This window comes from Ruegeria sp. CDSA246 (assembly GCF_059611225.1).
This window is the reverse complement of sequence record NZ_JBXWPD010000001.1, coordinates 81,693-94,710: the sequence shown is the minus strand read 5'-3', so window position 1 is coordinate 94,710 and position 13,018 is coordinate 81,693. Positions and strand designations below refer to the sequence as shown.

Genomic DNA, 13,018 nt, shown 5'->3' with positions numbered 1-13,018 from the left:
CATATCTCGTGGTCGTTGCCGGGCTTGTACCCGGATGCCACGCTTTGTGTGGCGATATTACATCAGTTTGCGTCGGCGTGTCACCTGAATATCGAGATCGGTGATTTTTTTGCGCAGCGTATTCCTGTTGATCCCCAGCAAATCCGCACATTTCGCCTGATTTCCGCCGGTTGCGTCCAGTGCCTGCTCGATCAAGGGGCCCTCAACCTCGCGCAGGATGCGCTGATACAGGCCCGGAGGTGGCAACAAATTGCCGTGCAGATCGAAATAGCGACGCAAATGACGGGCCACAGAGGCCGAGAGTTTCTCCCTTTCGCCGTCACCAAGAATCGGTTCCGCTTCGGGCTGACTGCCCAAAACCATCTCAACCTCGGCTTTCGATATTTCTTCGGCCCGGCTGGTCAGGCTTAAACGTCGGATCGCGTTTTCCAACTGTCGTACATTACCGGGCCAGGAATACCTTCGGATCAGTTCTACGGCCTCGGAGCTGAGCCAGCGCTTTGTGCCATGCTCCCGTTCTTCGCGGGCAAGGAAGTGGTCAACCAGCAGGGTGATATCGTCCACCCGCTCGCGCAGCGCTGGCACGTGGATCGTCGCACCGCACAGTCGATAATACAGATCCTGACGCACCCGCCCGCTTTCCATCGCTTCGGTCAGGTCCGATTGGCTGGTCGCCATAAAACGCGGAAGATGATCGCCGGGCGTGTCCATCATCCGGACAATACGTGCCTGGACCTCATCTTCGATATCAGCGATCTCGTCGATCAACAGGGTGCCGCCCCGTACCCTGGCCATAATGCGCGCAGGTCCCTCGAGGTCACGCAGATCACCAGCGGTCGCAGTGACGAAGGGCAGCGTGCGCCGGTCCGAAAAATCATGAATAGCTCGCGCTATCAAGGACTTGCCGGTGCCACTTTCACCGGAAATCATGACAGAAAGATCGGTATTCATCACACGTGCCACAAGGCGATACAGCGCCTGCATCCCCGGAGTGCGCCCGACCAGCGGCAGCTCCTCAGGACGGTCTTCGGCAGGTACGACCGCATCCGCCTGCACGCGTTGCTTTTGCTCCAAGGCCCGTGCGGTCCGCTTCATCAGGTCTGGCAGATCAAAGGGTTTGGGCAGATAGTCATATGCATCCGCCTCGGCCGCTTGAATGGCGGTCATAATCGTGTTCTGCGCCGAGATCACGATGACCGGCAGCCCCGGACGATCCTGCGCGATTTTTGGCAACATCTCCAGCCCGTTGCCATCCGGCATAACCACGTCCGAGATTACAACGTCTCCTTTGCCCTCGCCGACCCAGCGCATCAGGGTGGTCAGCGAGGATGTCGCATGAACCTTGCACCCGGCCCGCGTCAGGGCCTGAGTCAGTACGGTTCGGATTGTGCGATCGTCATCTGCGACCAGTACTGTGCCATCCATCAGGTGCTCTCCTTACTATCTCTGCCCGGTTGTCCATCTCAGGTCGCGTCGCGCGGTGCGCGCCTGAGCGACAGTCGGAATACGGTGTGTCCCGGAACCGACTCAGCCAAGATCCAGCCGTCGTGGTCCGAGATGATTTTGCTGACCAGCGCCAGCCCAAGACCGGTGCCGTTTTCCCTGCCCGACACAAACGGATCGAATATGTCGCTGCGGATCTTGTCCGGTAGCCCCGGGCCGTCATCGATGATTTCAATCTGCAGGGGCAAAGAATGCCCCGAACCGTCGCTGCGGCGCAGGCGGAAGGAATGTTCGAAATACGTCCGCAGGCGGATTGTCCCGCCTTTGGGGGACGCCTCGGATGCATTTTTGAGCAGGTTCAGCACCACCTGCAAAAGTTGATCCGGGTCACCATAGGCCAGCGGCAACGAGGGGTCGTAATCCTCGATAATCGTCATATGCGCGCCAAAGCCCAACAGCGCTGAGCGCCGCGCACGGTCCAGAACGTCGTGGATATTGACTGGTTTGAAATCTGGCTGGGTCAGGTTCCCAAATTGCTCGACTTGCTCTAACAGCTTCACTATTCGGCGGCTTTCAGCAACGATAAGATCTGTAAGTTCAAGGTCTTGCTGACTGATATTCATGCTCAGAAGCTGCGCAGCCCCGGTGATCCCCGCCAATGGGTTCTTGATTTCATGTGCCAGCATTTCCGCCATGCCAATCGCCGATTGCGCCGCAGATTTTACCGTGTTGCCCCGTGTCATCCGCCCCGCCAGTTCGCGTGGGGACATGGTCATGATCATCGACCCCGGATGCCCAAGCAGCGGCGCAATTTGCAAAGCGCATTGCAGCGGCGCCCGATTGCCTGACCCCACATCCACATCGTTCACGAAAAGCGGTGTGCCCTGTTGGCGTGCGCGCAAAAACGCTTCTTCCAGTGGGGCATCCACGGCGATCTGGTCCCAGACCGGGTGACCGATGACTGCATTGCGGGACGCATTCAGGAACCCCTCCCCGGCGGAATTCACATCTGTGATCCGGTCATCGGCATCAATGATGAAAGCCGGAACCGGCAGCGAGGTCCAGATGTTTTGGTCCGAGGTCATGCTGCGGCCTCTGCGTCGCTGTGCAGGGCATCGCCCAACAGACGCAGCACCTCGGTGGTATCCCGCGAGGTCAAAACCGCACGTCGCAAGGTTGCCGGGGTCGCGGCCTCATCCATGTACCAGCCGAGATGTTTTCGTGCCACGCGCAGCCCCAGATCGGTGCCGTAAAAGTCCAGCATCGCCTCATAATGACCGCGCACCATGTCGATCAGGTCGCCATTGGCGGGGATGACCGGCGCCGGCGCGCCATACAAGTCGTGGCACATCTGGGCCAGCAGCCATGGCTTACCCTGCGCCCCTCGCCCGACCATCACACCGTCGGCGCCTGACTGATCCAAAGCAGTGCGTGCCGCGTCAGAATTCACGATATCCCCGTTCGCGATGACGGGGATCGAGACCGACTCTTTCACCGCTCGGATCGCTTGCCAGTCCGCGCGTCCCTTGTAGAACTGGCACCGCGTACGCCCGTGGATTGTGACCAGTTGGATGCCCGCACCTTGTGCCCGGCGCGCCACATCCGGTGCGTTCAGCAGGTTGTCGTCCCAACCCAGACGAGTTTTCAGAGTGACCGGAATGTCGACAGCCTCGACCACGGCCTCAATCAGCGTCAGCGCGTGGTCTGGCGTCTTAAGCAGCGCCGAACCGGAATAGCCATTCGTCACCTTCTTTGCCGGGCAGCCCATATTGATATCGATCACCCGCGCCCCGCGATCGGCCACCTGACGCGCAGCCTCGGCCATCCAATGCGCCTCGCGCCCGGCAAGTTGAACAGCGGTGTTTTCAACGTCAGCAGACAGCTCGGCCCGTTCCCGCACGCCCGGTTTGGCCTGCACCATTTCCTGACTAGCGACCATTTCGCTGACGACCATGCCCGCGCCAAAGCGCATCACCAGATCGCGGAACGGTCGATCGGTGATCCCGGCCATCGGGGCCAGCATGACCGGCGGATTTAAGGTTTTGTCGGCGAGGTGCAGGGTCAACGTGCTTAATCCTTGGGCAGTTGCGACTTAGATATCGAATTCCGCGCATATGAACAACAAAACGGCAGGAAACAAGCTTGCAAAATCACCATTTGCCTATTTTTTAAGCAACTCGACGCGGGTGATTGCCTCTACATTCACCGCAGCTTAAACACTGCGCTCAAATCATCGGAGAATTCGCCCAATGACCACCGCCGCCATCATCGTCGCCGCAGGACGCGGATTGCGCGCCGGAGGCGGCATTCCCAAGCAATGGCGACCATTGGCCGGACGCAGAGTTGCAGACTGGACCATCGACCGCTTTCGCCATCAGGTCGATCATATTGTTCTGGTGCTGTCCGAGGATGATAAGACCGCTTGGGACGAGTTTTTAGGCTCTGATCTGCTGCTGGCAAAAGGTGGCAGCGATCGTGCCGGGTCGGTACGGAACGGGCTGGATGTATTGGATGGGATGGGGATCGAACATGTCCTGATTCACGACGTCGCTCGCCCCTGCGTGAGCAGCCAGACCATTACAGGCGTCCTGACCGCCCTGACCAAGCATGAGGCTGCAGCGCCCGGTCTGTCCGTTACAGATGCGCTTTGGACCGGTGACGAAGCCGTCGTTACGGGTACGCAGGACCGGACGGGTCTTTTCGCAGCCCAGACCCCACAGGGTTTTCGCTATGACGCGATTGTCGCGGCGCACGCGGCCCATTCTGGCGGCGCGGCGGACGATGTCGAGGTCGCCCGCGCCGCTGGCATGAACGTCGTGATCGTGCCAGGCGATGCCGATAACATCAAAATCACAAGACCCGAGGATTTTGCCCGGGCGGAACGCGTATTGGGGACAGACATGGATGTGAGACTGGGCAACGGCTATGACGTGCATCGCTTTGGCGACGGGGATCACGTGATCCTGTGCGGCGTCAAAATTCCGCATGACCGGGGGCTACAGGGCCATTCGGATGCGGATGTCGGCATGCATGCGGTTACTGATGCAATCTATGGCGCGCTGGCGCAGGGCGATATTGGCCAGCACTTTCCACCCTCGGACCCCCAATGGAAAGGCGCGGCAAGCGAGATATTCCTCCGCCACGCGGTCGAGTTGTCGGTCCAGATGGGTTACAGTATTTCAAATGTCGATTGCACGCTGGTCTGCGAATACCCCAAGATCGGTCCGCACGCGCCCGCGATGCGTGAAGAAATGGCGAGTATCATGGGGTTGCGCGCCGATCAGATCTCGGTCAAGGCGACCACGTCCGAACGTCTGGGCTTTACCGGACGCAGCGAAGGCATCGCCTCGCTGGCCACAGCTTGTCTGGTGAAGTCATGAACGCCGCGCGCCTGATCGGGACCGTTTGCGGCGTCGGATATCTACGCCCTGCACCCGGAACATGGGGATCTCTGGCCGCCTTGCCCCTGGCTTGGGTCCTTCATACGCTGGGCGGCTTTCCATTGCTGGTCCTCGCCACTGTCGCTGTTTTCGTCGGCGGCCTGTGGGCCACCAAAGTGATGACTGCTGGTCAGGAAGATCACGACCCGTCTGAAATCGTCATCGACGAAGTTGCCGGGCAGTTCATCGCGCTTTGGGCCATTTCCTACCCATCCTGGGCGCATGGAATCGATATCACAGCCCTTTGGCCCGGCTGGATCGCAGGTTTCCTTCTGTTTCGCCTGTTCGACATCACGAAACTCGGCCCGGTGGGTTGGGCGGATCGCAAAGGTGACGCGATGGGTGTGATGCTGGACGATGTGATCGCCGGCGTCTTTGCCGGGATCGGCGTTCTGGTTCTTGCCGGCATCTCGCACGGTGTTCTGGGCCTATGAGTGTCGCCGCTTTGCTTGACCGCGCCAAGGCGCAAGGCGTGATGATCGCGACAGCCGAAAGCTGTACCGGCGGCATGGTCGCTGCTGCGCTGACGGATATCCCGGGCAGCTCGGCCGTGGTGGATCGCGGGTTTGTCACCTACACCAATGACGCCAAGCAGCAGATGCTGGGCGTAAATGCCCAGACTCTGGAAACCCATGGGGCTGTGTCCGAAGAAGTCGCGCTGGAGATGGCAGAAGGTGCATTGAAGAACTCGCAAGCCCAACTGACCGTTTCGATCACCGGCATCGCAGGCCCCGGCGGATCTGAATTCAAGCCCGAAGGCCGTGTTTGCTTTGGGCTCGCTACCGACGGGCAGAAGACAAAGACCGAAACGGTCGAATTCGGAGCTTTGGGACGTGATAAGGTCCGCATTGCGGCCCGCGATCATGCCCTGAACCTGCTGTCGCATGGCGTTTCGTTGTTCGCCCAAAAATAAAGCACTCTGTACCTTTTGACGCCCATTTAATCATCGGTTGATAAAAGGCCCTTAAAACAGGCACCCAAAACCGCCTCTGCCTCTTTTTTCCCCGCCTTCTCTCCGCTTCAACGCCAGCCACGCAAGCTGAAGACGCCACAGAGGAGACCGGCTGATGAACGGAGCCGATACCGCCTGGATCATAGTTGCAACTGCACTGGTCCTATTCATGACATTGCCGGGCCTCGCCCTGTTCTATGGCGGTCTCGTCCGCGCCCGCAACGTGCTGAGCGTTTTCATGCACTGCTTCAGCATCGCCTGTTTGATGAGCATCCTGTGGTTGGTCGCCGGATACTCGATCGCATTTGGTGACGGCGGGTCGGGTCTGTGGGGCGGTCTCGGCAAAGCCTTCCTGAACGGAGTTGACGTCGACAGCCTGTCGGGCACCCTGCCCGAGGTACTGTTCTTTGCCTTCCAGATGACATTCGCAATCATCACCCCCGCCCTGATCATCGGCGCATATGTCGAGCGTGTGGGTTACGGGTTTGTCATGATCTTCTCAGGCCTGTGGATGCTGCTGTGCTACGCACCCGTCGTTCACTGGATCTGGGGTGGTGGCATTCTGACCGATGGCGGCATTCTGGGCGAGATCGGCGTGCGTGACTTTGCCGGTGGCATCGTGGTGCACGAAACCGCAGGTCTGGCCGCGCTGATCATCGCCGTGGCGCTTGGCCCGCGCCGCAACCGCACGACCCCGCCGCACAATCCGGGCTATGTCATGATCGGTGCTGCGATGCTGTGGGTTGGCTGGTTTGGCTTCAACGGCGGTTCACAATTGGCGGCAGATGGCGGTGCCGCAATGGCGATAACTGTTACGCATATCTCGGCTGCAACCGCATCGCTGACGTGGGCGCTGTATGAACGCATCAAATACGGCAAAGCCTCGATGGTGGGCCTGGTTACAGGTACCATTGCGGGTCTGGCCTCGATCACTCCGGCCTCAGGCTATGTCGATCCGGTTCAGGCGCTGATCATCGGTGCCGTAGCAGGTGTGCTGTGTCAGGAGGCCGTAAATATCATCCGTAACAAGCTGAACATCGACGACACTCTGGACGTGTTCGCGGTACACGGCGTAGGTGGCATCTTTGGTACCATCATGATCGCAGTGTTCGGCCTGGGTGCCTGGACCGCGCAGTTGGGCGGGCTGGTCATCGTGGGTGTCTTTACGGCAGTTGTCACATTTGTGTTGATCAAGGTGGTTGCGCTGATCACCCCGCTTCGCGTAGATGCAGAAACCGAGACAAACGGGCTCGATCTTTCGGTACACGGCGAGCGTGCCTATGACATGAGCAGCTAAGCCCACCTTGGCTGCCTCTTGCCCGCAAGGGCCAAAGCGGGCCTCTTCTTGAGGTCCGCTTTTCTTTTGCTTGCACCCTCTCGACTCTGGGCCGCGGGACGGGCTATCAGCCCGCAATGCCATTCAGCCCAGAGGTACCGTTATGATCCCCAGTTCATTCCCCGACAGCACCGAAATCGCTCGCCTTACCGCACGGATGTTGCTGGAGATCAAAGCCGTCCATTTCAATTCGCGTGAGCCGTTCACACTGGCCAGCGGCTTGCCCAGCCCAACCTATATCGACTGCCGCAAGCTGATCTCGTACCCGCGCATTCGGTCGACCCTGATGGATTTCCTGACCGTCACCGTGATGCGGGATGCCGGGTTTGAGGCATTCGACAATATCGCCGGCGGTGAGACCGCGGGCATCCCCTTCGCTGCCATGGTGGCTGAGCGTATGGCGCTGCCGATGACCTACGTGCGCAAAAAGCCAAAGGGTTATGGCCGCAACGCTCGTATCGAAGGCGCGATGAGCGAAGGAGAGCGCGTGCTGCTGGTCGAGGATCTGACCACCGATGGCGGGTCCAAGCTGTCCTTCGTGGATGCGATCCGCGAAACAGGTGCCACTTGCGGGCACACGGCGGTCATCTTCTACTATGGCATCTTTCCCGAGACTGAAAAAACGTTGGGCGACCACGGCATCCAACTGCATCACCTTTGCACATGGTGGGATGTTCTGGCCGAGGCCAAAGCGCAGAAAGCCTTTGATCAGGAAACACTTGACGGTGTCGAAGCCTTCCTGAAAGACCCGCGTGGCTGGCAGGAAGCAAATAAATCCACGTAAACCTCTTGTGGACAGATTGGGGATAAGCCCGGAAGAATCGGGCGACCGGCCACGATATCTGGTGACTTTTTCCCCAAATCCTACATAATAAGCTACGCATACACAGGTATCCAAACTGTCAGGAAAGTTATCCCAAGGCTTTATCCATAGTTAGCCACAGGTATTTCCAGATAGCCGACACGCCGAAATAGCGTGTAGAAAGCGCCGCAGGGCAGCGGGGACAAAATGAACGAGATCAGCAGCATCGAGCAGGCAGCAGCTCGGATTCAGAACGCCGAAACCATGCCGCATTCCATTGAGGCCGAACAGCAGCTTCTGGGTGCGATCCTGACCAATAACGATCTTTATGATCGGGTCGCCTCGATCATCGGGGCCGAGCATTTCTATGACCCGGTTCACTCTCGGATTTATGAGGTCGCCTCGACCCGGATAGCTAAGAATGCGCTGGCCTCGCCCGTGACGCTGAAATCCTTCATGGCCGAGGATGAGGGCCTGCAGGAACTGGGTGGCCCGGCCTATCTGGTCAAACTGGCGGGCGCATCGATCAGCGCCTTTGCGGTGCATGACTATGCCCAGATGATTTATGATCTGGCAATTCGGCGCGAGCTGATCCGGCTGGGTCGGGATATCTCGGACAAGGCGGCGCGGGTTGATGTCTCAAGCGAGCCGAAAGAACAAATCGTCGAGGCCGAGCAACAGCTTTATCAGTTATCCGAGCAGGGCCAGACCGAACAGGGATTTCAATCCTTCCTCAAGGCGGTCACAGAAGCCGTCAACGTCACCAACGAAGCGTACCAGCGCGGTGGTGGCATGGCAGGGATTTCCACCGGTCTGGCCGACTTGGACAAACAACTGGGTGGATTGCACCCGTCTGACCTGATCATTCTTGCCGGTCGTCCGTCGATGGGGAAAACCTCTTTGGCGACCAACGTGGCATTCAATGTGGCCAAGGCGTACAAACGTGGGCTGAAACCAGACGGCTCAGAGGGCGCGATTGACGGCGGTGTCGTTGGCTTTTTCTCATTGGAAATGAGTGCGGAACAGCTGGCCGGCCGGGTTCTGGCCGAAGCCTCCGAAATCTCATCCCATAAGATCCGCCAGGGTGACATGACCGAGTCCGAGTTCCGCCGCTTTGTCGACGCGGCCAAGGAACTGGAAGCCTGCCCGCTTTTCATTGACGACACGCCCGCCCTGCCGATTTCGCAGTTGGCGGCTCGGGCACGCCGTTTGAAACGGACACATGGTTTGGACCTGCTCGTTATCGACTACCTGCAGCTGTGCAGGGGAATGGCCGAAAACCGCGTCAACGAAATTGCCGAAATTTCGATGGGCATGAAAGCCATCGCCAAGGAATTGCAAATTCCGGTGATCGCCCTGTCCCAGCTTTCGCGTCAGGTTGAAAACCGCGACGACAAGCGCCCACAACTGTCCGACTTGCGGGAATCAGGCTCGATCGAACAGGACGCCGACGTGGTGATGTTCGTATACCGTGAGGAGTACTACAAGGAACGCGAAAAGCCCGGCGATCACGAACTTGAAAAGATGGAAGAGTGGAAGCAGGCCATGGAGCGTCTGCACGGCAAGGCCGAAGTCATTGTAGGTAAGCAGCGCCACGGTCCCATCGGCACGGTTGACCTCTCGTTCGAGGCGCAGTTCACCCGTTTTGGAAATCTGGTCAAACCGTGGCAACAGGACGGACAGATTGAGGGGTATTAATCCTCACCACAGCTCGGGTTTGTTGAATGCACTGACACATTGAGATGGCCCCTTGAACGGCGCCATCTCAGCCCCTGTCAACGATTGCCCCAACCACCCGTGCGGATGGCTTAACGGCAGAGGAGCTTGGGCGACTTTTTCTGAAATCGGAAAAAACCCGGTTTTGCCGTAGTAGTTCGGATCGCCGTAAGTCACCACAAAATCCACTTTGTCACGGCGCAGCTCGTCCAACCCAAACGCGATCAGTCGCTGCCCTATCCCCGCTTTCTGGCGATCCGTACGCACGGCAACCGGCGACATCAGGAACACCTGTCGCGGATCTTGGTCAAAGAGCAGCCGCGAAAACAGGATGCAACCCAGCACTTGGGGGCCATCATGGGCAATGGCGGCGTGCAGGTCATCTCTGTCCGTCGTCTCCAACAAATCGCTGACCAGCGCACTGATCACTGCTCCCTCTTCTTTACTCTCAGATGCCGTGAATACGTCGCGAAACAGTTCAGGCAGTTCGGTCGCATACGCATTGTAGTCCCAGGTTATTTTCAGCATGGAATTCCTCTCACTTCATCGTCCGGCTCTGAGTAAACGATTTACTTATACAACGTTCGTTGAATACGTGGCGGATACAATGTCGATGCAACTGTAATACTCCTAAAAGTCAGGCAAACCGCCATTGTCCCTGCGATAGCAGCTAGAAGCCGCCCAGCACTCGCAAAATCTCCTCAAGAATTGCTGTTTACCCCCTTGACCTGCCGCAATCCAATGTCATGAACACTCCATGGGTACCGCACACTTAACGATCAATCTTCATGCGCTCGCCAGCAATTGGCGGGCATTGGACGCAAAAACAAAAGTCGAAACCGGAGCAGTTGTCAAAGCTGATGCTTATGGGCTTGGAGCTGGGCCAGTGTCTGCGACCCTGGCTGAAGAAGGGGTTCGCCAATTTTTTGTCGCCGCCGCCGAAGAAGGCGCCGCTGTGCGCGACGCGGTAGGCCCCAAGCCGCAGATTTTCGTGTTCTCTGGTTTCATGGAAGGGGACAATGGGCTACATTATGCAGATAATCTGATCCCTTTGATCAATTCGCCGGAACAGTATAAGAGGCTCCGGCAGGCAATGCCGGATCGCCCTTTTGGGGTCCAATTGAACAGTGGCATGAACCGCCTTGGGCTTGAGCCCGCAGACTGGGCTGAACTGCGGCCCGAGATGGAGGCCAATAACCCGGTGGTAGTTATGTCACATCTGGCCTGCGCGGATGAGCCTGATAACCCGATGAACCAACAGCAGTTGAAATCCTTCCGCGAGATGACAGATGGCGTGACTGCCCCCCGTTCTCTGGCTGCTACGGGTGGTACGATGTTGGGGTCCGAGTTCCACTTTGACTTCTGCCGCCCCGGCATCGGCCTGTACGGCGGCATGCCCTTTGCCGACGCGAAACCCGTTGTCGCGATCGACCTGCCTGTTATCCAAGTCCGCCCTGTCGACGTCGGTGAAACGGTCGGATACGGCAACAGCTGGATTGCGCGTCGTCCCTCTCGCATTGCAACCGTTGCCGCCGGTTACGCTGATGGATTGCACCGCGCCATCGGTGGTGGGATCGACGTGTTTTTTGGCAACCAGCCCTGCCCCGTTGTTGGACGCATCTCGATGGATCTGATCACGGTCGACGTCACCGATCTGCCCGAAGATCCCGAACGCCTGCGCATCCTGAACGGACATCAAACAGTCGACGACTTGGCCGAAGCCGCCGGCACCATCGGCTATGAAATCCTGACGTCGCTGGGCGCGCGTTATTCCCGGGGATACGTGGAATGAACCCTTTGGCCGTGCTGGGTGGGTTGGGCCGTGCTGTCCTGTCCATGCTTGCCAATTTTGGCAAGGTGGGAATTTTTGCGCTGGACGCGATCTCACACATCTTTCGGCCACCCTATTACCCGCGCGAATTTGCCGTTGCCCTGATGAATGTGGGCTGGCTGTCACTGCCGGTTGTTGGCCTGACCGCAATCTTCACTGGTGGTGCGCTGGCCTTGCAAATCTATGCGGGCGGCGCGCGTTTTAACGCCGAGGCCGTGGTACCCCAGATCGTTGCCATCGGCATGGTGCGCGAGCTTGGGCCGGTGCTGGTTGGCCTGATGATCGCCGCGCGCGTAACCTCATCCATTGCAGCAGAAATCGCTACGATGAAAGTGACCGAGCAGATTGACGCGCTGGTCACCCTGTCGACCCACCCGATGAAATACCTAACCGCGCCGCGGGTTCTGGCCGCACTCATCACCGTGCCCTTACTGGTCGGTATCGGTGATATCATCGGCATCGCAGGCGGCTATGTGGTTGCGACCCAAAATCTGGGCTTCAACGCAGCGACGTACCTGCAAAACACGGTCAATTTTCTTGAAACCAAAGACATCGTGTCATCGCTGGTCAAAGGCGCAGCCTTTGGCCTGATCGCAGCCATCATGGGCTGTTACTACGGCATGAACTCGGGCCGGGGTGCGCAAGGCGTTGGCCGAGCGACCAAGTCATCGGTCGAATCCGCCGCGATCATGATCCTGGCCGCCAACTTCATTCTCACAGGAGTGTTCTTCTCGGTATGATCAGGATGGAGAACGTAGCAAAAGCCTTTGGCGACAATCAGGTTCTGCAAAGCATGAGCCTTGAGATCCCCAAGGGCACCTCGATGGTCATCATCGGTGGTTCGGGCACCGGCAAGTCCGTGGCGCTGAAGTGCATTCTGGGCCTGATCAAACCCGATAGCGGGATGATCTACGTAAACGGTAAGGACGCTGCAAAAGGTGACCGCGATAAATTCCTGGCCCGCTTCGGGATGCTGTTTCAGGGCGCGGCGCTGTTCGATTCCCTGCCCGTCTGGCAAAACGTTTCCTTCCGTCTGCTGCGCGGTCCGTTGAAACGCCCAGCCGAGTACGCGCGTGAGATCGCCATCGAAAAACTGCGCCGCGTGGGCCTGAAATCCGACGTCGCGGACCGCTTCCCCTCCGAACTGTCGGGCGGGATGCAAAAACGCGTGGGCCTAGCCCGCGCCATCGCCGCCGAGCCCGAGATCATTTTCTTCGACGAGCCCACCACAGGGTTGGACCCGATCATGTCCGGCGTCATCAACGACCTGATCCGCGAGATCGTGACCGAGATGGGCGCCACCGCGATGACCATCACCCACGACATGAGCTCGGTCCGTGCGATTGCCGACAACGTTGCCATGCTGCACGGAGGCATCATCCAATGGACCGGCCCGGTTGGACAGATGGACGCCTCGGGTGATCCTTACGTGGAGCAGTTTATCAGCGGGAGTGCCGAGGGGCCGATTGAGGCGGTACGTTAATTTTTTGGAGAAGCA

At 58.6% G+C, this 13,018-nt stretch carries 13 protein-coding genes; 9 read left to right on the top strand and 4 right to left on the bottom strand.

The window, feature by feature from the left end; translation table 11 throughout:
• Positions 1-57: 57 nt before the first annotated feature.
• The 3 genes from AC2FI9_RS00490 to dusB are packed head-to-tail and all read right to left on the bottom strand — an operon-like array spanning position 58 to position 3,508.
• Entirely contained in the window at positions 58-1,425 is a 1,368-nt protein-coding gene (locus tag AC2FI9_RS00490) for a response regulator (protein WP_496764604.1), read from the bottom strand.
• A gap of 38 nt (positions 1,426-1,463) precedes the next feature.
• A complete protein-coding gene (locus AC2FI9_RS00485; RefSeq protein WP_496764601.1) occupies positions 1,464-2,528 on the bottom strand; it encodes a two-component system sensor histidine kinase NtrB in 1,065 nt (354 codons plus the stop codon).
• Complete coding sequence (dusB, locus tag AC2FI9_RS00480) at positions 2,525-3,508, bottom strand: tRNA dihydrouridine synthase DusB (RefSeq protein ID WP_496764599.1); 984 nt, start codon at positions 3,506-3,508, stop codon at positions 2,525-2,527. Before dusB ends, AC2FI9_RS00485 begins: the two co-directional genes overlap by 4 nt.
• Before the next feature lie 184 nt (positions 3,509-3,692).
• On the opposite strand from dusB, the gene AC2FI9_RS00475 reads away from it, so the two are divergent.
• From AC2FI9_RS00475 to AC2FI9_RS00450, 6 genes are all read left to right on the top strand, one after another.
• Positions 3,693-4,823: a bifunctional 2-C-methyl-D-erythritol 4-phosphate cytidylyltransferase/2-C-methyl-D-erythritol 2,4-cyclodiphosphate synthase gene (locus tag AC2FI9_RS00475; protein WP_496723056.1), complete on the top strand. Its 1,131-nt coding sequence runs from the start codon at positions 3,693-3,695 to the stop codon at positions 4,821-4,823.
• The gene (locus tag AC2FI9_RS00470) at positions 4,820-5,317 is read left to right on the top strand and encodes a phosphatidylglycerophosphatase A family protein (protein WP_108858460.1); all 498 of its coding nucleotides are present in this window, start codon (positions 4,820-4,822) and stop codon (positions 5,315-5,317) included. The genes AC2FI9_RS00475 and AC2FI9_RS00470 overlap by 4 nt, the downstream gene beginning before the upstream one ends.
• Positions 5,314-5,796: a CinA family protein gene (locus AC2FI9_RS00465; protein ID WP_496764595.1), complete on the top strand. Its 483-nt coding sequence runs from the start codon at positions 5,314-5,316 to the stop codon at positions 5,794-5,796. Before AC2FI9_RS00470 ends, AC2FI9_RS00465 begins: the two co-directional genes overlap by 4 nt.
• 154 nt (positions 5,797-5,950) lie before the next feature.
• Positions 5,951-7,132: an ammonium transporter gene (locus tag AC2FI9_RS00460; RefSeq protein ID WP_496764591.1), complete on the top strand. Its 1,182-nt coding sequence runs from the start codon at positions 5,951-5,953 to the stop codon at positions 7,130-7,132.
• 142 nt (positions 7,133-7,274) lie between these two features.
• Positions 7,275-7,955 (top strand): orotate phosphoribosyltransferase, encoded by a 681-nt coding sequence (locus tag AC2FI9_RS00455; protein WP_108858457.1) that lies wholly within the window; start codon positions 7,275-7,277, stop codon positions 7,953-7,955.
• 225 nt (positions 7,956-8,180) lie between these two features.
• Positions 8,181-9,671 carry a replicative DNA helicase gene (locus tag AC2FI9_RS00450; protein WP_496723064.1) on the top strand — a complete coding sequence of 497 codons (1,491 nt, stop codon included), beginning with the start codon at positions 8,181-8,183 and terminating at the stop codon, positions 9,669-9,671.
• A 3-nt stretch (positions 9,672-9,674) separates the two neighbouring features.
• On the opposite strand, the gene AC2FI9_RS00445 is transcribed toward AC2FI9_RS00450, so the two are convergent.
• On the bottom strand, positions 9,675-10,217 hold the full coding sequence (locus AC2FI9_RS00445) for a GNAT family N-acetyltransferase (protein ID WP_496764587.1): 543 nt from the start codon (positions 10,215-10,217) through the stop codon (positions 9,675-9,677).
• A gap of 229 nt (positions 10,218-10,446) precedes the next feature.
• Here AC2FI9_RS00445 and alr point away from each other — a divergent pair, with 229 nt between their 5' ends.
• Genes alr through AC2FI9_RS00430 form a run of 3 tightly spaced genes read left to right on the top strand, consistent with a single transcriptional unit; the run spans position 10,447 to position 13,003 of the window.
• Positions 10,447-11,481 (top strand): alanine racemase, encoded by a 1,035-nt coding sequence (alr, locus tag AC2FI9_RS00440; protein WP_496764585.1) that lies wholly within the window; start codon positions 10,447-10,449, stop codon positions 11,479-11,481.
• Complete coding sequence (locus tag AC2FI9_RS00435) at positions 11,478-12,260, top strand: MlaE family ABC transporter permease (protein WP_472723887.1); 783 nt, start codon at positions 11,478-11,480, stop codon at positions 12,258-12,260. The genes alr and AC2FI9_RS00435 overlap by 4 nt, the downstream gene beginning before the upstream one ends.
• On the top strand, positions 12,257-13,003 hold the full coding sequence (locus AC2FI9_RS00430; protein WP_496764583.1) for an ABC transporter ATP-binding protein: 747 nt from the start codon (positions 12,257-12,259) through the stop codon (positions 13,001-13,003). Before AC2FI9_RS00435 ends, AC2FI9_RS00430 begins: the two co-directional genes overlap by 4 nt.
• Positions 13,004-13,018: the final 15 nt, after the last annotated feature.